Origin of the sequence: Limnothrix sp. PR1529, assembly GCF_002742025.1 — a bacterium.
GTDB lineage: Bacteria > Cyanobacteriota > Cyanobacteriia > CACIAM-69d > CACIAM-69d > CACIAM-69d.
Window position 1 is genome coordinate 73430 of record NZ_LIRO01000022.1, and the last position, 23874, is coordinate 97303.

Annotated in this window: 18 protein-coding genes and 1 tRNA gene; 9 read left to right on the plus strand and 10 right to left on the minus strand. The window is 53.9% G+C overall.

What is annotated here, in order from left to right; translation table 11 throughout:
• Positions 1 to 580 precede the first annotated feature (580 nt).
• The 4 genes from AMR42_RS04055 to AMR42_RS04065 form a co-directional block, all read right to left on the minus strand.
• Positions 581 to 1432, minus strand: coding sequence for a circadian clock protein KaiA (locus tag AMR42_RS04055; RefSeq protein WP_158234342.1), 852 nt, complete (start codon positions 1430 to 1432; stop codon positions 581 to 583).
• A 345-nt stretch (positions 1433 to 1777) separates the two neighbouring features.
• Positions 1778 to 1945 carry a hypothetical protein gene (locus AMR42_RS20200; RefSeq protein ID WP_158234343.1) on the minus strand — a complete coding sequence of 56 codons (168 nt, stop codon included), beginning with the start codon at positions 1943 to 1945 and terminating at the stop codon, positions 1778 to 1780.
• 211 nt (positions 1946 to 2156) lie between these two features.
• Positions 2157 to 2230 (minus strand) — tRNA-Pro (locus tag AMR42_RS04060).
• 218 nt (positions 2231 to 2448) lie between these two features.
• Positions 2449 to 4479, minus strand: a complete 2031-nt coding sequence (locus AMR42_RS04065; protein ID WP_099532185.1) for a ribonuclease catalytic domain-containing protein — start codon at positions 4477 to 4479, stop codon at positions 2449 to 2451.
• 254 nt (positions 4480 to 4733) lie between these two features.
• Here AMR42_RS04065 and AMR42_RS04070 point away from each other — a divergent pair, with 254 nt between their 5' ends.
• The 5 genes from AMR42_RS04070 (at position 4734) to AMR42_RS04090 (ending at position 13454) form a co-directional block, all read left to right on the plus strand.
• Positions 4734 to 5567, plus strand: a complete 834-nt coding sequence (locus AMR42_RS04070; RefSeq protein ID WP_099532186.1) for a class I SAM-dependent methyltransferase — start codon at positions 4734 to 4736, stop codon at positions 5565 to 5567.
• A gap of 234 nt (positions 5568 to 5801) precedes the next feature.
• Positions 5802 to 6683, plus strand: a complete 882-nt coding sequence (locus tag AMR42_RS04075) for a shikimate dehydrogenase (protein ID WP_099532187.1) — start codon at positions 5802 to 5804, stop codon at positions 6681 to 6683.
• Positions 6684 to 6965: 282 nt separating this feature from the next.
• Complete coding sequence (locus tag AMR42_RS04080; protein ID WP_099532188.1) at positions 6966 to 8873, plus strand: ATP-binding protein; 1908 nt, start codon at positions 6966 to 6968, stop codon at positions 8871 to 8873.
• Between the two features lie 490 nt (positions 8874 to 9363).
• The gene (locus AMR42_RS04085) at positions 9364 to 11616 is read left to right on the plus strand and encodes a histidine kinase (protein WP_099532189.1); all 2253 of its coding nucleotides are present in this window, start codon (positions 9364 to 9366) and stop codon (positions 11614 to 11616) included.
• 317 nt (positions 11617 to 11933) lie between these two features.
• A complete protein-coding gene (locus tag AMR42_RS04090; RefSeq protein WP_099532190.1) occupies positions 11934 to 13454 on the plus strand; it encodes a methyltransferase regulatory domain-containing protein in 1521 nt (506 codons plus the stop codon).
• Positions 13455 to 13622: 168 nt separating this feature from the next.
• Here the strand turns inward: AMR42_RS04090 and AMR42_RS04095 are convergent, their stop codons facing one another.
• Both AMR42_RS04095 and ligA read right to left on the minus strand, forming a co-directional pair.
• A complete protein-coding gene (locus AMR42_RS04095) occupies positions 13623 to 14498 on the minus strand; it encodes a DUF4230 domain-containing protein (RefSeq protein ID WP_099532191.1) in 876 nt (291 codons plus the stop codon).
• 145 nt (positions 14499 to 14643) lie between these two features.
• Positions 14644 to 16734: an NAD-dependent DNA ligase LigA gene (gene ligA, locus AMR42_RS04100; protein ID WP_099532192.1), complete on the minus strand. Its 2091-nt coding sequence runs from the start codon at positions 16732 to 16734 to the stop codon at positions 14644 to 14646.
• Positions 16735 to 17043: 309 nt separating this feature from the next.
• Here ligA and AMR42_RS04105 point away from each other — a divergent pair, with 309 nt between their 5' ends.
• Positions 17044 to 17265: a hypothetical protein gene (locus tag AMR42_RS04105; RefSeq protein ID WP_199858079.1), complete on the plus strand. Its 222-nt coding sequence runs from the start codon at positions 17044 to 17046 to the stop codon at positions 17263 to 17265.
• A gap of 194 nt (positions 17266 to 17459) precedes the next feature.
• Here the strand turns inward: AMR42_RS04105 and AMR42_RS04110 are convergent, their stop codons facing one another.
• Positions 17460 to 18581, minus strand: a complete 1122-nt coding sequence (locus AMR42_RS04110) for a restriction endonuclease, SacI family (protein WP_099532194.1) — start codon at positions 18579 to 18581, stop codon at positions 17460 to 17462.
• On the minus strand, positions 18581 to 19447 hold the full coding sequence (locus AMR42_RS04115) for a DNA adenine methylase (protein WP_234406585.1): 867 nt from the start codon (positions 19445 to 19447) through the stop codon (positions 18581 to 18583). Before AMR42_RS04115 ends, AMR42_RS04110 begins: the two co-directional genes overlap by 1 nt.
• Positions 19448 to 19496: 49 nt before the next feature.
• Between AMR42_RS04115 and AMR42_RS04120 the strand changes: the two genes are divergently transcribed.
• Complete coding sequence (locus AMR42_RS04120) at positions 19497 to 19778, plus strand: DUF29 family protein (protein WP_099532207.1); 282 nt, start codon at positions 19497 to 19499, stop codon at positions 19776 to 19778.
• 27 nt (positions 19779 to 19805) lie between these two features.
• The gene (locus AMR42_RS04125; protein WP_099532196.1) at positions 19806 to 20567 is read left to right on the plus strand and encodes a hypothetical protein; all 762 of its coding nucleotides are present in this window, start codon (positions 19806 to 19808) and stop codon (positions 20565 to 20567) included.
• Between the two features lie 177 nt (positions 20568 to 20744).
• Here AMR42_RS04125 and rsmG read toward each other — a convergent pair whose 3' ends face one another.
• Entirely contained in the window at positions 20745 to 21449 is a 705-nt protein-coding gene (gene rsmG / locus AMR42_RS04130; protein ID WP_099532208.1) for a 16S rRNA (guanine(527)-N(7))-methyltransferase RsmG, read from the minus strand.
• A 77-nt stretch (positions 21450 to 21526) separates the two neighbouring features.
• Between rsmG and AMR42_RS04135 the strand changes: the two genes are divergently transcribed.
• On the plus strand, positions 21527 to 22906 hold the full coding sequence (locus tag AMR42_RS04135) for a cobyrinate a,c-diamide synthase (protein WP_099532197.1): 1380 nt from the start codon (positions 21527 to 21529) through the stop codon (positions 22904 to 22906).
• 125 nt (positions 22907 to 23031) lie between these two features.
• On the opposite strand, the gene AMR42_RS04140 is transcribed toward AMR42_RS04135, so the two are convergent.
• Complete coding sequence (locus AMR42_RS04140; RefSeq protein WP_099532198.1) at positions 23032 to 23505, minus strand: hypothetical protein; 474 nt, start codon at positions 23503 to 23505, stop codon at positions 23032 to 23034.
• Positions 23506 to 23874 lie beyond the last annotated feature (369 nt).

A 23874-nucleotide genomic window follows, 5' to 3' on the forward strand; every position in this document is an offset into this window, starting at 1 on the left:
GCAGCTTGGTCGAAATATGCCGAAATCTTCTGTTGACAGCTTGTACTTACTGGTCAAATTGACTCTTGAACCGAATAGGGTCACCTGCACTCAGAACGTGAGAAGGAACGCGAAAATGGCTTGATGCCGACTGCGACGACAACGATTGACAGGGAGAAACCAGAAAAATCAAAGCATTAATCTTAGAGCTTCTGGAGCAGCTCTTGGCCAACTTGTAAACGAACAATAGCCCAAAGATCATGGAACTTGATTTTATTTAATATAATAACCCGATTGTCAAATGGTAATCAGAAAATATTCTTAAGTTTCCTGATCTGAATCAATTAATCTATGAAACCTTCATTCTTGACGAAAATCAATGATAATTTGATTAAAAAATGACGTAAAAATTATTTCTGAGCGTGATCTAAAAGCAGTAATTTAAAAATGAATTACAAGAGTGATTGCAAGTGGCTAGCCGTGTTTTCCCCCTTTGCCCAAAATTGTTTGATGATTGTTCGATGCACAGATCTATTAATTCGCATAATTTGATTCGCATAATTCGCAAGCGCTGTGTTGTTAGATGATCAATTAGGGCCCATCACTCGCGAGGGATGGAGCGTCGATACATCTCGCACAGGTGGGCAATGATATCAATGAGCGTGAGCCGATAGTCTAGAAGAATTTCTTCACTGCGTCCTTCCAGCTTGAGTTGAGTGGCAAGGGCATCCATCAACTCCATGTGAATTTCTACAATTTGAGAAACAGACATATCCGCAAAGAAAGCCTGCTCTACAAAGCGATCGACCCGCATATTGACGGTTCCATCCTCTGCAAAATAGGCCAGGACAATTTCGCGATATTCGCTTCTCAATTCCTGTAGGAGAGCGTGCCTGTCTTCGGCGGGCAGGTTTCTGAGAAAAAGTTTGGGTTCGCGCTTGTAATACACACCTAAATATCCTAAGCGCTCTTTGAGTTTGTCTGTCAGTCGTTTCTGTTGCTCAAGCAGGTTCACTGCATTACTAGGGACGGCAGATGCGGGGGCAACGTTTGTCTGACCAAGGTTGGAGCTGATTGGCGTTAGGTATAGGAAATTGTTGATGGCGCGATCGATGGATCGGCGGAAGATTTCGAGGTCTTGCTCTGAGGCGATTACTTCAGCCGCATGATAAATCCAGGGTTTTTTGGGTAAATTCTGCGATCGGGAACACCAAATAACTGCCGGAAGAATGATGTTAGCGGTAGAGAGCTGCTCAATGGTTTGCTCAAGCAGTGGATCCTCTTGAATAATGAGACAATCAATTTCTTGCTGGTTTTGCTGAATGGCAGCCAAAAATGATTCTAAAGTTTCGTGGTATTGCGTTTGATAACGAGCAGTATCAAGGATTTTGCATAGGACTTCAGTGCTCTCTGATGAGTTTGTGAGCGCAGTAATTTCTAAGTAATATCGCACGATTTTCGCAGAATGGGGTTAAACAAAAAGGGGCTTTGCTATCTTGAGCTTGAAGTGGCTCTATCCTAGTGGGTTTTGCCGATTAATGGCGATCTTGAGGGTTGCTGGGGGCGCGATCGGGAATGATTTTTAATAATTTTTTACTGTCACCAATATAAGAAATCAAAATAAGGAGATCGAATGATTGGGATCAGTGGGACAACGGGCTGATCATGCAGGCCATGGCCAGTTCTGGTGCAGAACGGGACGAGTGGTTGATGATGAAAGATGGCTAGGAGCCGTCCGGGAGCATTTCCTCTGGTTTGTTGCCAGGGTAATCCTCGGGGTCAGGAATACAGGGATAATTTAACTCAATTGCTGGGTGATGGTGGGTGGCTCCATGGGTAAGGGGGCTGCCCGTTTGGGGAGTTCACTGGGGCGATCGCCAGGCAGAACCCACCTTGCCAACTCGGGGGATTGGGCGATCGGGCAGGGGCGACCGAAGGCCAAGGAAGGCCAACGCCAGAAACCCAAGAACCCCTCAAAAAAATTTAAACCATTGGTTTAAGAAAATTTAAACCATCAGTTCGAGCCACTAGTTCGAGCCATTAGATTAGTTTGAGCCATGGAAAAACTAGGGCGATCGGCAGTTGGGCCGCCGAAAGCACCAGTAGTTTCTATGGAGGCAGAATGGAGGGGAATCCAGCGTTGCGAACCCTGGATAGCAGTGAATTGGGAAATACAATCGGGATGACTGGATTCGAACCAGCGGCCCCCTCGACCCGAACGAGGTGCGCTACCAAGCTGCGCTACATCCCGAGGCAGATTCCGCGATCGAGCCAGTGATTTGACCGGCGCGAAATTTGACCTTCAGAATTATAGGGGATGGTGAGCCATTTGCACGCAACTGGATGAGGAATTTTTTGATTTTTTTCGCGCCATTTTCTTGTGCGCCATTTTCTTGCGCGCCTGGTTTGACCAGTTTCCTCTTGCCAGACCTGTTTTGATCACTCGTCTTGCTCAGCCCAGCCCCCGAGCTACAAAACCGATTCGGCCAGCGCTCCATCCACCGCCGTTTCCCGAAACTGAATGGAATCTTGGCGGGGATCCGCATGGCTCACCTCCAACCAGAGGCGATCTCCCGGCGACAGATCGCGATGGAACCGCGTTGCCAGCTCCACCCCCAAATCCTCCAGCAGCACCGCCGCCAGCCCATCATCCTCGCGCAACCACCGCAACATCAGTGTTTGCCAAGGGCCGCGGTTGCGTCGTAAATATTCCAAAATCCAGTAGCGTGTGGTTTGGCGCTCCACCAAAGTCGCTTCATAGGCCGTGGAACTCACCCCTTGCACCAACTCCTGCATTTCGTTAATCGAAAAGGGCAGGGTTTCGCCTCGCAGGTGCGCCTTAATTTGAAAGTGACCCAAGAGATCGGTGTAGCGGCGAATGGGCGATGTGATTTGGGTGTAGGTATCCAGGGCGAGACTGGAGTGGCGGGCGGGCGTGGTGCTCATTTCGCTGCGGGGCATACAGCGGCGGATGGCACAGGCGCGCACGGGGCCCGCTGGCAACAGCATCAATTCTTCTGCGGGGGGAAGTTCCGGTTGGGGTTGGCTGCGGAAGGGCATCGGCAGGCTATGTTCTTGGCCGTAGCGGGCGGCCACTTCCCCCGCCAGAATCATCATTTCTGCCACCAGCCCCCGTGCGGTGGAATCGCCCAGGACACGGATTTCAATTTCGTCATCCTTGACGGCGATCGAGGTTTCGGGCATTTCAATGCGGATTGCCCCTTGGCTGGCCCGCCAGCTTTCGCGGCGCTTGGCCCACTTGGCCAGGGCTGTGAGTTGTGGCTCGTCGGTGATGCCCAAATCGAGCATTTCGTCCACGTCGTCGTAGGTGAGGCGGTAGGTGGGTTTGACGTGACTGGCGCGAATTTGGTAGTCCGCGACGGAGCCATTTTCGTTAAGGACGATGCCGAAGCTGAGGGCACAGCATTGCCGGCCTTGCACGAGGCTCATGGGGCCGGTGGCCAGCTCGTGCGGAAACATGGGCACGGGGCCCGTGGGCAAATAGACGGTGGTGGCGCGGCGGCGGGCTTCGAGGTCTAGCTCGTTTCCGGGTTCTAGCCAGCGGGTGGGATCGGCAATGTGTACCCAAATGCGCTCGGTGCCATCGCTGAGGAATTCGAGGCTGAGGCCGTCGTCAATTTCGCGGGTGCTTTCGTCGTCGATCGTGTAGGTTTTGAGGTGAACGAGGTCGAGCCGATCGCGATCCAGATCGGGGGGTGGGGATTCGAGGTACGCACGGGCCACATCAAGCACCTTGGCAGAAAAACGGGTGGGCAGTTGCGATCGCCGCAAGTGCAAATTTTCGTGGGGACTCCACAGGCCCAGGGCCACAAGCAGATCAAATGCACCGCGTTCGGTGGTCGGGCGATCGAGCTTTGCGAGTAAGTCTAACGCAGCCGATCGATTGGTCATTTCATCGCCTTGGACGGCATACCGTTCCAGTAATTCAAGGCGCTGACGAAATGGGGAATCGTCGGGAATTTCGGGGCGATCGCCCGGGTTGCTGATGGCCGATTGAACCCACTCGCAAAAGGCCTGCTGTTCCTGTTCTCGCTGCCGGGTCAGCTCCTGTTGGCGGCGCATTTCTGAGACTTGGCTAGCGGGTCGAGGTTCGTAGCGATCGCCCTTCTGCTTAAAAAATAGCTTATCCTCGCTCAGCATCCGGTGAGCAGCGTAACAAGTGACCGGCGAAGCTTCCGAAAAAAGAATGAGGCTCAGTTCCTTGGCATCCACGGCGCGGTTGTCTTCCTCGCACAGCAGTTCCCAAGCCACTTCCAAACTGTCGGGGTCAAAGTAAGGCGCTGTGGCGGCTCGAAAGGCAGCAATGTCGGCGGGCTGAAACCCACCCCCAACGGTGTAGGTCACATCCTGGGGACGGATCTTGTGGTTTTTGCCCTGCTCGCCGATCGCGATGAAGAGTTTTTTGCCTTCTGGGCGATCGATTGTGGCCAACACCCGCTCGTCATCGAGTCGCAATTCAACCAGCGTTCCTTTGTCCATAGACTCGACACCAAGCCTGCACAGTTCGGCTCTTAGTGTAGGGGATTGACTGGGCCCGCGAACCGATCGCCCGGGAGAGGTTGTCGGCCGGAATTCAGAGCGTTAATCAACCGGTGGGTTAGGTTGAATGGACACATACAATTGCTTTCAATTGCCTTCAATCGCTTGTGGCTCCAACGTTGAGTTTCAATGTTGAGTTTTGCCATTGCTGTCACCCTCGCTGTAATCACCTCGCGGTCAGTCGCTGAAAATCTATGGCTACCTCAACGGTTAATCTGCCCTACTTCGATGCTTTGTTGGGCTTGCTGGATCGATCGCCCGCTGTGCAAACGGCTTTCCGCCGCCACGTCCATTGGGGCTATTGGGCCGATCCCGATCGGGCCCAAATCAGTCCCGCCGCCTTTGATGAAGCGGCCGAGCAGCTCACCCGTGAGGTGTATGGCACAACGCGGATTCAAAATGGGGCCAAGGTGCTGGATGTGGGCTGCGGGTTTGGCGGCACGATCGCCAGCCTGAATCAACAATTTTCAAACCTGCAACTGACGGGGGTGAACATTGACCCGCGCCAGCTCGATCGGGCGAAACAGTGGGTGACTCCGCAAAATAACAACACCATTGAATGGGTGGAGGCTAACGCGATCGAGCTGCCTTTTCCGGATGCGTCTTTTGATGTGGTGTTGGCGGTGGAATGTATTTTTCACTTTCCCGATCGACAGCGATTTTTCCAAGAGGTGCGCCGTGTTCTGAAGCCGGGTGGTCAATTGGCTATTTCAGACTTTTTGCCCAGTGATTTGTTAGCGCTGTTGCCTAATCTCAAATCTCCTTTGGATAGTGCCGGGTTTTATGGTGGGTTTGACTTGAGCTATACCCTCAATTCCTATCGAAACCTGGCCCAAGAAACGGGATTCCGGCTCACCCAGGCTCGGGATATCACGGTGGAAACTTTGCCAACCTATAGTTGCTTTCGATCGATGGCGGTTGATAATCAATGGTTCGATCCGTCGGCGATGGTGCAAACCTTGGCGGTCGAGGTGGTCAGCCGTCTGCGGGCGCTCAACTATTGGATTTTGCAGTTCGATCGTTGGTAAATCTTGGGTGCGCAGCTTTGAAGTCTTGAAGCCTTGAAGCTTGCAAGTGTTTAAGCCTGCAAGCAAACTTCTCAGTTCATCAATGGTTCAATTCATCAATCCATAATCCATTAGTTCGTCGATCTATTAGTTCATCTAGTTCGTCGATCTAGTAGTCCCTCTAGTTCATCAATCCATTAGTTCATTAGCCCATTAGTCCTTGAGACAGGAGATTTTGAAAACGTGTCTTCAAATATGAATCGATCGCCCATTACCGGTAAAACGCGATTGCTCGGCGTAATTGGGGATCCCATTGGCCATTCCCTCTCGCCAGTGATGCATAACCAGGCGATCGCCAGTTTGGGGGCCGATGCGGTTTATGTGGCTTTTCCGGTCAAGCCCGCAGACTTGACTAAGGCGATGGATGGCTTTGCGGCCGTGGAGGTGTTGGGCCTGAGCGTCACCATTCCCCATAAGCAGGCGGTGATGCCCCTGTTGGCAGAGATTTCCGATGTGGCTCGATCGGTCGGGGCCGTCAACACCCTGTGGCGAACCGATCGGGGCTGGGCCGGAACCAACACCGATGTGGACGGCTTTGTGGCCCCGCTCAAGGCGTTACGCGCCCATTGGCAGGGGGCCACGGCCCTGGTGCTGGGCACGGGGGGCGCGGCCCGGGCCGTGATTGCTGGAGCCAAGCTGTTGGGGTGCGATCGGGTGGTGGTGGCCGGGCGCGACCCCCAAAAACTGGCGGCCCTGCAACAGCACTTTGGGCCGCCAAACCCCTTGGCGATCGCCCTAGAAACGCTGGTGTGGTCAGACCTCGATCGGGTGCTGCCGGCCACCGATTTGCTGGTGAACTCGACTCCCGTGGGAATGCATCCCTTGGCGGCCGACTCGCCCCTTTCGATCGCCCAATTGGCCCTGTTGCCCCCCAGCAGCATTGCCTACGATTTGATTTACACACCTCGTCCCACTCGCTTTTTGCAAATGGCGGGCGATCGGGGCTTGCAGACGATTGATGGGTTGGAAATGTTGGTGCGACAAGGGGCGGTGGCCCTGTCCCGCTGGTTGGGTCAGCCGGCCCCGGTGGCCGTGATGCGATCGGCAGTGGAGGCGTTTTTGGCCCCCGGATCTTGACCAGTTGTTGAGTAGCTGTTGAGTAGCTGTTGAGTAGCCCTTTTGAGACCTCCCCCAAGAGTCTGCAATTCTGATTGACATACTCCCCGCCCTAAAGGAACGGGGATTCTCTAAGCCTCGCGACTTAGATTCCTGCTTCTTAGCAACTGCCTCCACCCCAAAGGTTTCTCGGTCTTATGTTTGCTCCACAGGCTTAAATTCCCGGATGTCCCTCGGTATGTGTTCAACTGCAGTACAAAGCCGCCCTAAAAGGGCGGGGTTTCAGACCCAGAAGTTTTGTTGATGAATCGATCGACGATCGTGCCCGCATTGGCCGCTGCTGCCTTCACCCTGTTGTCCTCCGTTGCAGCTTGGGTGGTGGATGATATCGCCCGCGATCGATTTGTTGGAGAAGCCCGCTCCAACCTCCTGTCTCGCTTGAGCGCCAAGCGGGCCCGGCTGGAGTCGGCCCTGAACGCTCGCATTCAAACGGCCCAAGGCATTGTTCCCTACGAGCTGAACGCGGGGCCTCTGTCCCAAGGGCAATTCAGCGCCTTTGTTCGATCGCTCATGCAGCAGCAACAGGGCGTGATTGCGGTCTTGTTGGTGCGATCGGCCCAGCCCGGTCAGCCGCCGGCCCTGAATGATCCCCAAAAACTGCAAATTCTGACCTATCCGCCAAACACGGAAACCCAAGCCGTTTTGGATGACTACCGCCAACAACAACAGCGGTTTAAACGCCTCATTCCCAGTGGTCTCATTTCCCGATTGCCCCAGCCCTACACCAACCGGGCACGCTACTTGGGCTACATCCCCGTTTGCGATGGGCGCTGCTCCAGTCGATCGCCCCTGTTGGGCATGGTGGTTGTGATTTTTGATGAGCTGGCCTTGCTGGCGGATGCGGACTTGCTCAACAACGACAACAGCACGGAATACGCCATCTATGAGCATGGGGCCAATGGGGTGGGGCGGTTGCTGTTTGGGTCGGCCACCGTGTTCGATCGCGACCCGGTGATTCTAGAAATTCCGTTGCTCACGGGGCGCTGGCAACTGGCCGCCGTGCCCGCCCAAGGTTGGACAGTGGTGTCCACTTCCATGCTCTGGCTGCGGGTGGGCGAAGTGGTGGCGATCGCCCTGGGCACGGTGTTGACCTTCCTGCTGGTGCGCCAACCCATGCGGCTGCGGGTGGCGATCGCCCAAACTCGCGAAACCAACCGCCTGCTGCGAGAAGAAATTCTCGATCGACAACTGGCCGAAGCCAAACTGCAAAGCCTGGCGGAACAACTGGAGCAACGGGTGCTGGAGCGCACCGCCGAACTGTCCAAAGCTTTAGAACAGGTGCAAAAGGCGCAGGTGCAGGTTGTGCAGTCCGAAAAAATGTCCAGCCTGGGGCAGTTGGTGGCCGGCGTGGCCCACGAAATCAACAACCCGATCAACTTCATTTACGGCAATTTGGGCCATGCAAAGGACTACATCCATGGCCTGTTGGGTTTTTTAGAGTTATTGCACCAGGAGCAACCGGAACTCTCCCCCACCTTGACGGCCTATGCCGAGGCGATCGACCTGGAATTTCTGGAGGACGACTTGCCGCAACTTCTGAAATCCATGGAAATTGGTTCCGAGCGCATTTGCGGCATCGTGCAATCGTTGCGGATTTTTTCCCGGTTGGATGAATCGGATCTGAAGCGGGTGGACATCCACGAAGGCATTGACAGCACCCTGACGATTTTGAACCATCGCTTGAAGGGCAGCGACACCCAGCCGGCCATCCTCATCCACCGCGAATATGATCCGGCCATGCCTGCGGTGGAATGCTATGCGGGTCAGCTCAATCAGGTGTTTATGAACCTGTTGGTGAATGCGATCGATGCGTTGGAAGAGTCTGGCACATTGGATCCACAAATTACGATCGCCACGGCCCTGCTTGACCCCAATCAGCTCCAAATCCGAATTACCGACAACGGCCCGGGAATTGCCACGGCGGCCCAATCCAAGATTTTTGATGCATTTTTCACAACAAAGCCCGTAGGCAAGGGAACGGGGATGGGGCTGTCCATCTCCTATCAGGTGGTGGCCGATCGCCACAAGGGATCGCTGGAATGTGTGACGGAGCCGGGCCAGGGAGCCACATTTGTGATCACCATCCCGATCGAGCAACGGCCGGCCCTGGCTGAGTCTTCGGCCGTTGATCCAGCACCCTTAACAACCTAGGGGCGATCGCAAAACTCATCAAAACTCAAGAAAAGACTCCCCAGTCCAGAACCCTGAAAGCTAGGATCAAATCGTCAGGAATCTTTTCTTGGGCCGAAGCAAGTCTGTTGGGCTGATTGCTGATGGATGATCAGCAGCGGGCTTGCGCAATCAGGGTTGGTGCATCGCATGGGTTAAATCACGGTTCATGGATGAGTTGACGATCGGCGATTGGTGATTGAGATGGGCGACTTGAGATGGGCGACTCATGATTAGCCACCCGCGATCGGCGATTCATTAACCGAGATCAGTCAATTCGGTGACTGAGGCAACGTTCTTGGCCAATGGGCGAACGCGGGCCGGGTTTCCACAGCAGCGCCCCTTGCCCCAGCATGTTGATCAGTCCCGTTGGTTCCATTATTCAGTTGATTCGGTCTTGGCCGTCCTTAACCCAGTCTTTCAAAACCGTTTATTTGTCGGGGATGTTTCGGAGAGTTAGGGTTAATCAACAATGTCAGAATCCAGTACCCCTTCAGCAACCACCCTCAGAATCCTTGAGGCGGGCCAATCCATTCTGCCGATCGAAGTGCAACCCCCTGCGGACTTAGGCAGCACCACGACCGATGCTGCTGCCATTGATTCCGCCACCGACTCCGCCATTGATCAGAATTTCCCCATTGAGCGCCTGTTATCGACTGCCAGCGAAACGATGGTGGATGTTGTGACCCATAGCCAAGTGTTGCTTGCGGTGGTGCAGCCGGACAGCTTTGAAGTGGACATGGCCAATGCGGCATTTTGTCAGGCGGTGAAGCTAGCCGGTCGCCAGGAGTCGGTGCGGGGTTTGGTGGCCGTTGGCCGATCGCTCGCGGATTTGTTGCCAGGATTAGAGGCCGAAGTTTTGCGCGATTGGCTGCGGCGACAGGTGGCCTACCGTCTGTTGCTCGATCGCCACCCCAAGGACAGCCGAATTCGGCGGTTGCTGAATGCGCCGAAGTTGGTGCAAGTGGCCGATCGCTGGTTGGAATTGTGGATGCGGCCGGGGGCCTTGGTGTTCGAGTCGATCGCCCCCGATGTGCAAACCCTCATGGAAGCCTCCACTTCCTTGCCCTCCTTTGAAAGCGCGTTTCAGTTGGAATGGTGCCAATTCAAGGGGCAACTGTTGTTGGAAGGGTGGGATGTGACCGCGCGGGAGCAATTACGCCGGTTGGGTCGCCTGTTGCTGAATGGCCATTCCATCTTGCAGCCGGAAAAATTCCGGGAAGTGGGGCAATCCATGCGATCGCTCTTTTCCGGTGATGCCACCTTTGTGTTGCGCACCGATGGCGATCGGCTGCAATTAACCCTGGGGAATGAGGCACGGCTGCGCACCGTCCGAGGCTATGACCTGGGGGACTTGCGCGAGTCGCCCTGCTTGGCGGCCATGCAGTTGGAGCGGGTGACGATCGTTCGGGATTTGGCCACCCAGGCCGTCACCCCCCTCGAACAGGATTTGCGTGATCGCGGGGCCCGATCGCTGCTGTTGATTCCCCTGTTGCTGCGGGATAAGGCGGGCGATCGTCCCCCCTTGTTGATGGGGTTAGTGGGGGTGGCCAGTCGTCTGCCCGATAACTTTGACCTGTTGGACATCAATCGAGCGGAACTGCTGCAACCTTCCTTGGCCGTGGCCTTGCGCCAGGCCGGCCAGTCCCACTTCAGCAACATCCACCCGGCCGTGGAATGGAAATTTTTGCAGGAGGCAGAGCGGCGCAGTTGGGGCCTGCCACCCCAACCGATCGCCTTTGAAAATGTTTATCCGCTCTATGGCATCTCCGACATTCGCGGTTCATCCCTCGCGCGCGATCGAGCCATTCAAACGGATTTGCTGTCCCAGTTTCGGCAAGCCCTGGCCATTCTCGATTGTGCTTGCGCGGCCAAAGACCTGCCCCTGTTGCGGCAACTGCGCTTGGACTTGCAGGAATATATCCACAACCTTGAAGGCGGCGTGACCGTGGAAGCGGAAGTGCGCGGGGCCCAATACCTGCGGGAAAACATTGAAGACGACTTGGATTATCTGGCAGGGCTGGATCCAGCCACCGCCGCCGCCGTCACCGCCTATCGCCAAGCTTGCGACAATCCCCACGGGGCCGTCTACGAAGCCCGCGCTGAATATGACCACTTGGTGAGCGAAATTAATCGGCGGATGCGGGAAACCTGGGATCGCTGCCAAAGCAAAATGCAGTCGATCGCCCCCCACTACTGCGACATTGAATCCACCGACGGCATTGATCACATGATCTATGCCGGTAGCTCCATCTATCCCGACTTCACCAGCTTCCACCTCCGCAGTCTGCGGTACGAGCAACTGCGGGCCGTCTGTGCCTGTGCGCGGATGGGTTTTGAAATTGAGCGCACCCTTAGTGACCAATTACGCTTGACGCATCTGGTGTTGGTGCAGGGTTCCACAGTGGATATTCTGCATGATGAAAACACTGAGAAGCTGTTTGATGTGCGAGGAACCCGCGACACGCGCTATGAAATTGTCAAAAAGCGGATCGACAAGGCCCGCGATGCGATCACAGGAGAACGAATTACCCAGCCCGGCTGCCTCACGGTGGTCTATGCCACGGAGGATGAGGGCCACGAATATCAGGAATATTTACGCTACTTGGAACGCGAGGGCATGATTGGCTCCAAGCGTGAGAGCGGCGAGGTGGAATCGCTCCAGGGGGCCAATGGGTTGCGGTTTATGCGGGTGGCCGTGTTGCCGCCAGAACCCGATCGCTAACTTCAGGTCGATCGCCCTGGTGATGACGTGGTGATTAATGACGCGGTGATGCATTCAGGACGGTCGAAGATTTGCCCGGTGGATTATTAATTGAGATCGCTAGTTGAGATCGCTGGTTGGGATTACTAGTTGAGATCGCTGGTTGAGATCACTGGTTGAGATCACTGGGTGATCGAACCGTTTGTAACCGGTGTAATTGTCCGGAATTGCGGGCTGCTTTGAGGATGGCCAGGGATAGGAAGTGGGCCCCGCAACCCAACTGTTGGGAAGCAGCCCCCCGATCGCTGTTGGTTACTGTGTAGATGAAGTAGGCGACTATGCAAAGTTGGACAGAGGGCTATGTGGCCGAAGTGGACTACACCCATGGGTTTTATCGGGAATTAGCCCCCACACACCTCAATTACGTGTTGTTGTGCAAGGGGCTTCAGGCTCCCCCGCTCGATCGCGCCTTCACCTACTGTGAACTGGGCTGCGGACAGGGCAACACCACCAATTTGCTGGCGGCTGCCAATCCGCAAGGGGATTTTTATGCCACGGATTTCAATCCCAGCCACATTGTTCATGCCCAAACCTTAGCCCGCGAAATTGGCCTCAAAAACATCCATTTTTTTGATGACTCTTTCCAGGATTTTGCCGATCGGGCAGAATTGCCGGACTTTGATTTCATCACGCTCCATGGCGTTTTTTCTTGGATTTCGCCCGAAAACCGACAGCAAATCGTTAACTTTATTCGCAAAAAACTAAAAGTTGGTGGCGTAGTTTATCTCAGCTACAACGCCATGCCCGGTTGGTCTGCATTTTTGGGAATGCGAGAGCTAATTCAAGCGCAGGTGCTCTCCCAATCGGGGCAAATTACCAAACGATTTGATTTGGCTCTGAATTTTGCCAAAGCCATTGCTGAACAGGAGGCGATTTATTTCAAATCTCAGCCAGCCGCGCTCGATCGGCTCCAGCAAATTTCCACCATGTCTCGTAACTACTTGGTGCATGAATATTGCAATCGTCACTTCAACCCGCTGTTCCATCGAGAAGTGGTGGAACTGCTGGATGAAGCCAAGGCCAGCTTTTTGGTTTCGGCCCACTTGGGCGACCAAATGGAACACTTTCGATTGCAGCCTAACCAGTTGCAAACCCTGCAAACCATTGAGGATCCCGTGCTGCGGGAAACCTTGCGGGACGTTTATACCAACCAATCATTTCGACGGGATATTTTTGGGCGCGGAACCGTGCCCCTCGCCTCTTTGGCCCAGCGCGATCGCTTGGATCAGCAAACCTTCGCCCTCACGCTGCGATCGCCCCAAATCCCCAAGGAATATCCCTGCCCGGTGGCAACGGTGCACCTGGATGCGGAACCCTTCAAAACCATCATTGCTAGCTTGAGCGATCGCCCCCACACTATGGCCGAGCTGGCTCAACAATTACCCAAACTGGCTTGGCGCGACTTGCACCTTTCCTTGGCGATCGCGGTGGATGGGGGGTGGGCGATGCCCGTGGTTCCCCAAGCTGCCGTCAAAGCAACCCGCGAAACCTGTCATCGGTTCAACCGGGCGATTGCTCGGCGTGCCCTCACGGAAAACAAAATTCAACTATTGGCCGCGCCGTTGGTTGGCAGTGGCATTGCGGTTGATCAAACAATTCTGTTGTTTTTAGAGTCCATGTGGCGCAAAACACCGGGCCCCGAATTAGCCTTTGAAACCTACAAACGGATGGGGCTAAAGCTGCAGAAAAACGGCGAAACCGTTGAGAGTGATGCAGAAAATTTGCAGCTTCTGAAAACCTCTTGGGAGCAATTTCAATCCCAAACTGGACCCTGGCTAAAATCCCTCCAAATTTTGTAGATCGCTTGTTCTTCCAATCAGACCTCCCCTAGTAGTGCGACAGGCTTAATTCGGTGGGTCAAAGTTGCGGAGTCAGTTACAGAAACAAGGGGCTTAAGCCCCTTGCTGCCTAACGATTAGGTAACAGGAACAGTCGAATTGATTGCCTAGAACAAGCTTGTCGCGCTACTAGGATTGGGCCGGAGCGGCGGGCTGGTCGGCGGCCCCGTTGGGGTTGGTGGCCGGGGGATTGGTCGCTGGTGGGTTGATCGCCGGTGGGTTAATGGGTTTGGCGATCGGGCAGGCGGCGGGATCCGGCTCCTGGGGAATGATCGTCACTGGCTTGGCTCCTTTGGGCAAGCCCGCTTGGGTCGGGGCCAACATTTGGCTGACCACCATCACAGCGCGTTTGTTGGCCTCATTGAGCAAGCCCCGTTGGCAGGCGGATTCCGTGACCCGATCGAGCGCTGCCTCTTGGGCCCGGGCCATCAGTTCGGGGCCCGAGTCGGGGCCGAGACCCAAAAAGCCCCGATCGTAGTCATAGACGCGCGATCGACCCACATCGATTTTGCGATCGAGAATTTCCGGGGCCGGTAACCGAATTTCTAGCTTGCCATCGGCTCCTTGGCGCACGTCTTCCGGTTTCAGTTTGTTGAAGTCAATCCCGGCGCTGATTTCCCCATAGGCGATGTAGAGCAGCTTGGTGGAACCCACCACGAATTGCCCCAACACCCGATCGCGCTGGGCCGGGACGATCGCCTCCATCGAAAACACCGTGGTCGTCAGTTCGCTGGCCCCGCGAATTTGGTCGATCGTCAGCGATCGCACATCGGCCTTGGCCGGTGGCTGCGGTGTGTTGAAGGGAGCCGCCACAAAGTCGCTAATCCCCTTGCCCCAGTTGCCAATCCCCGCCGCCGACGTGGCCACGATTGCCACCAGTCCCCCGGTCGCCATCAGGGCGAAATTATTGCTGAGTTGCCGCCATAACCCCGGTTGCCGCGACGGGGCGATCGGCTGGGGAGCTTGGGTGGGCTGAGCGCTGGGGGGACGTTGATCGACCTTCATAAACAAAGCCTGGGGAGAGAATCGGACGAAGACGTTTGGGGAGTCAGGGGCCACAGCAATCGCCGGGGGCAAGGGGCTTAAGCCCCTGGTCTGGTGCGCTGGTCTGGTGCGGTGGTCTGGGGCAGTTAAAGCTTGAAATGTTGGACTAAGCCATTGCCAGCAATTCTAGCAACTCAGCTTCTGAAATACAGACCAATCCCAGGGATTGCGCTTTGTCCAGTTTGGAGCCGGCCTCGTCGCCTACCACCACGTAATCGGTTTTTTTGCTGACGGAGCCGGTGACTTTGCCACCCGATCGCTCGATTAGCTCCTTCGCTTCTGGACGAGTCAGGGTGGGGAGAGTTCCGGTCAGCACAAAGGTCTTACCGCTGATGGCCGCGTTGGTTGGCTGGGCGATCGCCTGATCCGGATCCGGGTCAGCAGTCGCCAAGGACAACCCCGCCGATCGCAGTCGATCGACCAGCGATCGATTCGCCGCCGAGCCAAACCATTCGCGAATCGACTTGGCAATTTCCAACCCAATCCCGTTCACCGCCGTCAATTCCTCTTCGGTGGCCGTGGCCAGGGCTTCCACCGATCGAAACTGAGCCGCCAGCAGCTTGGCATTGCTCGATCCGATATGCCGAATCCCTAGGCCATACAGCACCCGCGCCCAGGGCTGACCGGTTGATCGGGCGATCGCGCTCACCAGCTTCTCCGCCGACTTTTGCCCCATCCGCTCCAGGGTCAGCAACGGCGCGATCGTCAGCCCGTACAAATCTGCCACGGACTTGACCAAGCCCGCCTCGCTCAACTGTTCCACCAACTTTTCCCCCAACCCGTCAATATCCAACGCATCGCGGCTCGCCCAATGGCGCAGGCTGCCCCGGACGATCGCTGGACAAGAGGTATTAATGCAGCGCGTCACGGCTTCATCCACCGGTTGCACCACCGCCTCACCACAGGCCGGGCAATGTCTGGGCATTTGCACCCGCGTCGCGCCGTCGGGCCGCAGCTCCAGCAACACCCGCAACACCTCGGGAATAATTTCCCCCGCCTTGCGAATCACCACCGTGTCGCCCAGGTGCAAATCCAACTCCAGCAGTCGATCGCGGTTGTGCAGCGTCGCCCGAGCCACGGTGGTTCCCGCCAACTGCACCGGCTCCAGCTCCGCCACCGGGGTAATCGCCCCCGTCCGCCCCACCTGGAACGTCACCGCCAGCAACTGCGAGGGCGCTTCCTCCGCCGGGTATTTGTAGGCGATCGCCCAGCGCGGAAATTTGTTGGTGAAGCCCACCGCCGTTTGCAGGGCCAAATCATCGAGCTTAATCACCGCCCCATCGGTCATGTAGGGCAAGTCGTGCCGCGCTTGATCCCACCGTTGGCAATAGTCCCAAACGGCCGCCAGGTCAGCGCAGCGATCGCGGTTGGGATTCACCCGAAAACCCCAAGCCGCCAACTGTTCCAGCGACTCCCAATGGCTGCGGGGGCGATCGGGCCAGTCCAGCTCCTCCGGCCATTGGAGCGTGTAGGCAAAAAAGTCCAGCTTCCGTTCCGCCACAATCCGCGAATCCAGTTGGCGCAACGTGCCCGCCGCCGCATTTCGGGGATTTGCAAACAGGGCCTCACCCGCCGCCGCCCGATCGCGATTGATCTGCTCAAAGCTGCTGAGGGGCAAAAACGCCTCCCCGCGAATCTCCAACCGGGCCGGCGGATTGGCTGTATTCAACCGCAACGGGATCGATCGAATCGTCTTGATATTTTGGGTAATCTCCTCGCCCGCGATCCCATCGCCCCGCGTGGCCCCGCGCACCAGCAGCCCCGCTTCATAGGTGAGGGCGATCGCCGAGCCATCAATCTTCAGTTCGCACACATAGCGAGCTGGGTTCGCCGCCTGAAATAGGGGCAGTTCCTCCAAAACGGGCGATCGCTCCCCGGTTCCGGCCACCTTTTGCCAGCGATCCTCCCAAGCCCGCAACTCCGCCAAATCAAAGGCATTTTCCAAGCTGTAGAGGGCGATCGCGTGTTGCACCGTTTGGAACCGCTCGGCCGGGCGATCGCCCACGCGCTGGGTGGGGCTGTCGGGCGAAACCAGCTCGGGATATTGAGTTTCCAGTTGCTCCAGTTCCCGGTAGAGGCGATCGTACACCGCGTCTTCCATCACGGGATTGTCCAGCACATAGTAGGCGTAGCTGGCTTCCTGGAGTTTTTGGCGCAGTTGGTCAGCGCGGCGGGCCAAGTCAGCGGGGGCGGGCATGGGGTGGCAAAGGGGCGATCGATCTCGATGCCATTGTCGCTATTCCGGCCGGGAATGCAAGAACCTTCCGGATTGAGCACGGGGCGATCGCTAGTAATGGTCAGGTAGATGCACCCTGACGATGTTCCCCCGGCCCCGGCTGGGGGATTTTTGTTTGCTTTACTAGCCAATAAAGAGGCTAAAGTTTTTAGACTGTAAAGCACTATACGCTGGAGCAATACCTTTGATTTTATGAACTTCCGACGATCTTTTAAGCGATTACTACTCCTGTCTCTGGTTGCAACGGGTGGTCTGTGCTTCATGATTTGTATGTATTACGCGCTGGTAGATTGGGATCTGTTACAAAGGGCCTACGCCAACTTTGCTAAATTGGCGGAAACCTCCAGAGACTTGCCTCAATTATTCATCGCAGAAGCCCGACAAAATATTCATCGAATTAATCTTTTTGCGGATGGTGTTTGGGCTTTGTTAGGGGCGATCGTAGCAGCGATCGGAATTCATGGTCTCTGCACCAACAAACACCCGCTGTGAAATCTAATTAAACTCTCATTTAGCGGACGGATAACGGAAATATTAATTGCCCCAAAACTGAATCTAACAATCAGGGCAATGTTTCCAGATCATACTTTGGGCGATCGCTAGTAATGGGCAGGTAGATGTACCCTGACGATGTTCCCCCGGCCCCGGCTGGGGGATTTTTGTTGGTCTAGAGTCATTCGTAGAAACTAGTCGTCACTTTCTGCTGCTTGGCGAAGTGCTAAGAAAGCTTCCTTAAGAGCTTGGCTAACCGCTGAATTGGGCTCGTTCAAAACCAATTCTTGGTAAGCATCTAAATAATTCTGGCGAATTCGATGAAATAAATGTAAAAAATGTCGTAAAAAATTCAAGCAGTCCAAAACAGCAATTTCTACACCATCTGTTTTCTCATACCAAGTTGCCGCATAATCCATAGTCTGTTGGTCAATCGGCTCAGTTGTAATAAAAATATAGTTCTGCACGGTTTGACCTTCCTTCAAGATCTTGGAAATTGCAGAGTCAATATCAGTTTTGGTAACTGCACGCATTTTCATTTCATAAGCTGTGATAACGGCAGAATCATCTTGTAAAGTGATCTCGATATCGCCCAGCGATCCGGTCTGTAGGTCGGCAGCATTGTGAGCTTGTAGCGACAAGATTTTTTCTCCCAGATGGTGTTTTGCTGCTTGATAAGCAGCCGCCACAATGAGCACTGGTAAGCGACTAGAGTTTTTGCAAGCTAAATGCTGCGTGATGAGTTTAATAATAGCTTCTGTCGATAAGGGTAAAGATCCCTGCGATCGCTCTAGGCTAGACAATAATGAGTTAATTCGGTGTAATTGTTCATCACGAATCTCTAGAAGAACTCTCACAATTTCAGCCAATAAGTCTTCAGCAGAAATACGACTTTCTGCCACATCTTCCAAAAGAATAAGGACTGAGCGATATAGCTCAACCGGCCTGCCTACTAATTCGCGATCCGTAGTCAAGGGCTGATCATGGTTTCGGAAAGTAGGAGTAAGAAATGCAGTTGTTGAATTGACAGGTAATTGATGTTGATTGATAAATGGTGTCAAATAGTCTTCGTCGTACCTGCGACCAGAAAAGCTATCAGAGCCGCCAATTTTAGTGTATGGCTTTCGGGGATCGACCTCGGGACGATCAAGTTTACCCAACAGACAAGCCATCAAGAACCTTACGCCTGAACGGTTGCTCGTACATTGACAAACTCGGTTGATATGCTCTACCAGCCTAGAGTCCTGAATTAAGGAACGATTACCTGCGATGAGTGCTGATTGGTAAATTTGTCCAAGAATTTGATCCGGTGTCATCAGAATAGCTCTCGCTGAACAGAATCAGAATCTGATTGAGATTGAGGTAATGAATAATTAATCCACAAAATTTCTTGGCGTGTATCTTTAGTGGAATGAATTGTTTTTTGCGGGCCAAGAATCTTTTGCCATTTTGATTGGGGAAATAGATCTTCCATAACTGGATGATCGTATCCCGAAACAGCAACCATTCCCTGACATTGATTTAGAGTGAGGGCCAACTCTTGGTGTTCTTGCTCAGTCATTTCAAAACCATAGGATTTGGTGTCACCTCGGGTTTCGTGCAAATAGGGCGGATCGCAGTAAAAGAATGTGTTGGGGCCATCGTAGAGACGAATGACATCTAGAGCGGGCCGGTTTTCAATCTGTACTCGCAAGAGACGGAGGGCGATCGCATCCAATGCTTCGACACCGCCCAGCCATCGAGACACAACCCCGGACATCCCCGATCGGCTGGTGTCTTTACAATTTGCCCATCGTCCTAAGGAGGCTGTTTGTGCTAAACCGGTTCTGGTTTGCCGAGCGCGAATATAAAACCGGCGGGCACGCTCAATATCATCTAGACTATCTAAATCGTCATAGATTGCCTGGTAATATTCTTCCCGGGAAAAGGGCGTAAGGGCGATCAATCGGATTAATTTCTCTGAATGATCTCGTAAGACTCGAAAGAAATTGACAACTTCACCATCAATATCGTTGTACGTTTCAACGGGAGATGGTTCCCGATTCAGCAAAACAGCCCCCGATCCGGAAAAGGGTTCGCAGTAATGATGACATGGGGGTAAAAGAGGTAAGAGCCAATCTAAGTGGGAAAACTTACCGCCATACCAGCCAAAGGCAATTTTACGACGGCTGCGAGGATGCACAGAAGCATGATTTTGCTCCAGGGAGCTGTTAGATTCCACATTCAAAAAAATGGGAGAAGTTCGCTTAGATTTTAGACCCATAGTAATAACTAACTGTGAATTCTTTGATGATGTTGCTATCAATATATCAAATTCGTACTGTAGTTGCTTCTTCGTTGCTCTTGAGCAATCAGCTCTCAAATCTCAGCTCCCGGACGCAATCCAAGCAGCCTATGCCGATGCGCGTGATGAGGCCTATGGTGAGACCGGGTTAGCGCTGGAGACCTTCCCGATCGCCCCACCGTTGACCTGGGAAGAGGCGATGGAACAACCCATCTACCTTGATCCCTAGCCAATAAAGAGGCTAAAGTTTTTGGACATGGAAGAGCCTGTTTCCCCCCAAATTCCTAGTTGGCTTGCTTGGGCGATCATGAATGGCCAAAAGCGCCAGCCCACATTCCTGGGCCATATTGTTTTGGTTCTGGTGCTTTTGAGCTTGGTTGGGATTGCTTATTATGTTTTGTTGCTCGTGAGTAGCCAATGGGAGCAAAAATGGATTACTGCACCCCAAAAGCTCACTAAGGAACAAATTGCTTTACAAACAGCATGGCTAAAGCCGAAGCCCTCTGTGAAATCAAGATTAATTTTTCAGCTTCAGGATGTTGAAGTCTTGATTGATCGCAATGCTTCAATTATGGGCTTTTTCTATAAGCAGTATTATATTTCGCTGGCGATGATGTGTACGTTGGGGGCGATCGCTGTTATTTGTCTATTTTTTATTAGTAAAGAAGGTTGGGGCGAAGTCAATAATGCTGTCATCAATATTTTTGTGGTTTCTTCGGGGGTGGTTCTTTTTTACGGTAATTTGTCTTTGACTTTTAAGCAAGAAGAAAACATCAAAAATAGCCACGCCATCTATTTATCTTGCTTGAGCCTCAGAAATGAGCTGCTGAGTTATTTGGCAACCCGGCAAAACACGCGCGGTGTTGAGGAAAAACCAGAATCATTCATTCATTATGTTGACAAAAAGTTAATGTCGATTAGTTTGATTCAACTGGGCTTTAATCCTGGTCAACTGTCGGACGTTCCTAAGCCTATTAACACCTTGTCAACTCCGGCTATTACGCCGAAGAGTCCCTAGGTATTGATGCTGAAATTTTGAAGAATGAGTGCTTTGTTGTTATGACTTTGCGGTGATTTTTAAATGATGATCATGTCTGTTTCTAGTGGTGATCGGGGTTTCATGTTTTTGGGGCAAGTTACCCGATCGCCCGTTAGCTGCTTTTCCACAAACTGATGGGCGATCGGGTGCGGGAAACTAGTCAATTTTTTGCAAATAGATGCAGTGGCGATCGCCCCCAGTAATTGGGGTTTTAAAGGCATCTACACCCAAAATTTCTGCGCCCCAATGGCTGAGGGGCTCTTGCAGGCTGGCTTCCTCCTCTGCGCTCCAGCGACCTCGGTACAAAATCGCAACACCTCGCGGGGCCAACATTGGCAGGGCGTAGCTGGCGCAAAGATCCGCTGCACCCACGGCCCGCAAGGTCACCAGGTGAAAATTGGGTTTGGGGCCCGGTCGCCGCACGAACTGCTCTGCTCGATCGCACGCGGTTTGTACATTGCCCAACTCCAATTCCGCGATCGCCTCCGCCACAAACTGAATCTTTTTGCGCGTGCTATCCATCAGCAACCATTGCCATTCTGGAAAGGCGATCGCGCCCGGCAGCCCTGGAAAGCCGCCCCCGGTTCCCAAATCGGCCACGGTGATGGCTTGCGAGGCCCGCTGGGCCAGTACCGGTTGCAAAATCGGTGAAAATAGACCCCGCAGCGAATCCCAAAGATGCTTTTCCCAAAAGTCCAATGGTTCCGTAATGCGGGTTAAATTCATCCGCTGGTTACCCGCCAAGATCGCCTCATAGAGCCGCTGAAATTGGGCTTGGGTGGTTGTGTCGGGCTGCCATTGCAGGGTTGACTGCCAAAGGTCGATCGGGTTCGGTAAGGCGGGCGCTGTGGGAAGGGTCATGGCCATGGGGAGCAAGCTGCTAGGCAATTTAAGCGCAATCTGGCCCCGTTAACGTATTCCTTGAGTGCAATCGCAGCATGATTCCAACGGTAGTGGTGGCGGGAACCCACAGCGGAGTGGGCAAAACTTCAGTGGCGATCGCCCTGATGCGAGCCTGGACACGGCGCGGATGGGTGGTGCAGCCGTTCAAAGTGGGGCCCGATTTCATTGACCCGGGCCATCACCGCCGGGCCACGGGTCGCCCGTCCCATAATTTGGATGGTTGGATGCTGCCTAAGGCAACAAACCAAGCGCTGTTCGATCGCGCCGTGGCCGGAGCCGATGTGGCGGTGATTGAAGGAGCCATGGGGTTGTTTGATGGTTATGGCGACCAAGAGGCGGGCAGCACGGCCGAGCTGGCCAAGTGGTTGAACGCGCCTGTGGTGTTGGTGTTGGATGGTCGGGGCCTGTCGCGTAGCGGGGCGGCCCTGATCTGGGGCTATGAAACCTTTGACCCGGATTTGCGGTTTTTGGGTGCAATTTGCAACCGGGTGGGCAGCGGAGCACATTTGGATCGGATTGCGGGGGCTGCTCGCGATCGCGTGCGGATGCACATTTTGGGCGGTGTGCCCCGGGATGAGGCCGCATTGATTGATCGCCGCCACTTGGGACTCAAAATGGCCGATGAGGATCAGTTGGGGGAGGAATATATCGATCGGCTGGCGGATTTGCTGGAAGCCCATCTGGACTTGGATCAGCTCTGGCAACGGTTGCAACGGGAGCAACCAACCCCGAAGCCTGAACCACGCGCGCCGATCGCCCCAGTTGCTGTCAGTCGTCGATCGCCCCGCAAAATCGGGATCGCACGCGATCGGGCCTTTTGTTTTTATTACGAAGCCAATTTAGATTTTCTGCGCGATCGAGGGGCGGAGTTGGCGGAATTTTCGCCCTTGCTCGATCGGCCGCCCGCCGATTGTGACGCGCTCTATTTGGGGGGTGGCTACCCGGAGCTATACCTGGATCAGCTTGCTAACAACACCGATTGTTTAACGGCCATTCGCCAAATGGCCGCGGCCGGCAAACCAATCTATGGAGAATGTGGCGGTTTTATCTATCTGTGCGATCGCCTGACCCTGGCCGATGGCACGGGGCGATCGCTCTTGGGTTTATTACCGCTGCAAATCCAAATGACCCGCCGCCCCAAGCTGGGTTACGTGGAAGCGACGATCGCTCCTGGCGGCCCTTTGCCCTCAGGAGAAACCATTCGTGGCCATCGGTTTCACTACTCGGAAGTGGCAAACCCCGAAGCGGCCGGGGCGATCGCTCAATGCTATGACCTCTTGACCTCTCGGGGCGATCGACTCACGGAAGGCTATTGCGTCGGTTCCGTCTTGGGCAGCTATGTACATTTGCATTTCGCCAGCAATCCCCAAGTGATGACCGCCTGGCTCGATCGCATCCCCGCTGCCATGCATTGAAAGGCAAGTTTTCAGACCCAAAAACCCGATCGAACCCTTGAGAGTCGATCGGGCTAATCGTCATTGAATTGATCGTGGGCTAGACCCTAAACGCTGGGCCCAATCTGAGCACCAATTGACGATGACTAATCACCGATAGAAACCAAAAATGTTGCTTCTCCGTTGGCGTGGCGGCCAGAAATGACCAATCCTGAAATTGCTTCTCCATCGCCCATCTTGTGAATTGTCAGTTCGATGGTCTTTGGGTCATCAAAAGCGGCAACCAGGGCCCGTTGACCTGCCTCTGCATCATCGATGTTGTCCAAAATCAGAGAAGCAGAGAGTTCAGCCTGGAAGTCATTTAATGATCGTAGCTCTGAAATAATTGCTCGCGGTGCATCTATTGATCGTCCATAGACCATCTTCCATGCATCCCGATAAGCCTTACTCCAGTGCTTACCCACAAAATACTTGTACTTCTTCAGCGCTACGTAGCTGAGGTCATCTTCGGGCTTCAAAACCTCATAGAAAACAGCGCTGCCAAGAAGCGACTGAGTGGGGCCACCATAAATTTCTTCCAAGTCAGTTACATACTGGGGTGAATTTTTGCGCGCAATCATGAACTTTTGCTCCGCAACCAATAAAGAGGGAAATTGCAACACTAAGTGGATCAACCTCGTGAATCAGTTTGCATTCCCCCCGGTTTTTGGCTTCTTGAAATTCAGATTCAATACTGATTGCTTTAAGAAGACAAAAAACCATGCTGACTCATGATTGCTTGATAGTGTATTTTGCTGCTCTGACGAAACTATCAAGAAAAATCGATTTTTGCAATCCCTGCCATCCAGAAGTGTTGAATCTAAACACAAAACTTCATATTCTAGGCAACAAGAGTTTCTGGCAGTAAATCATAGCTCCAATGACTGATTGAGCCATAGCGACCGAGTACAACTTGCAAATATCGCAATTTATCTAGTAGCGTCTGACTA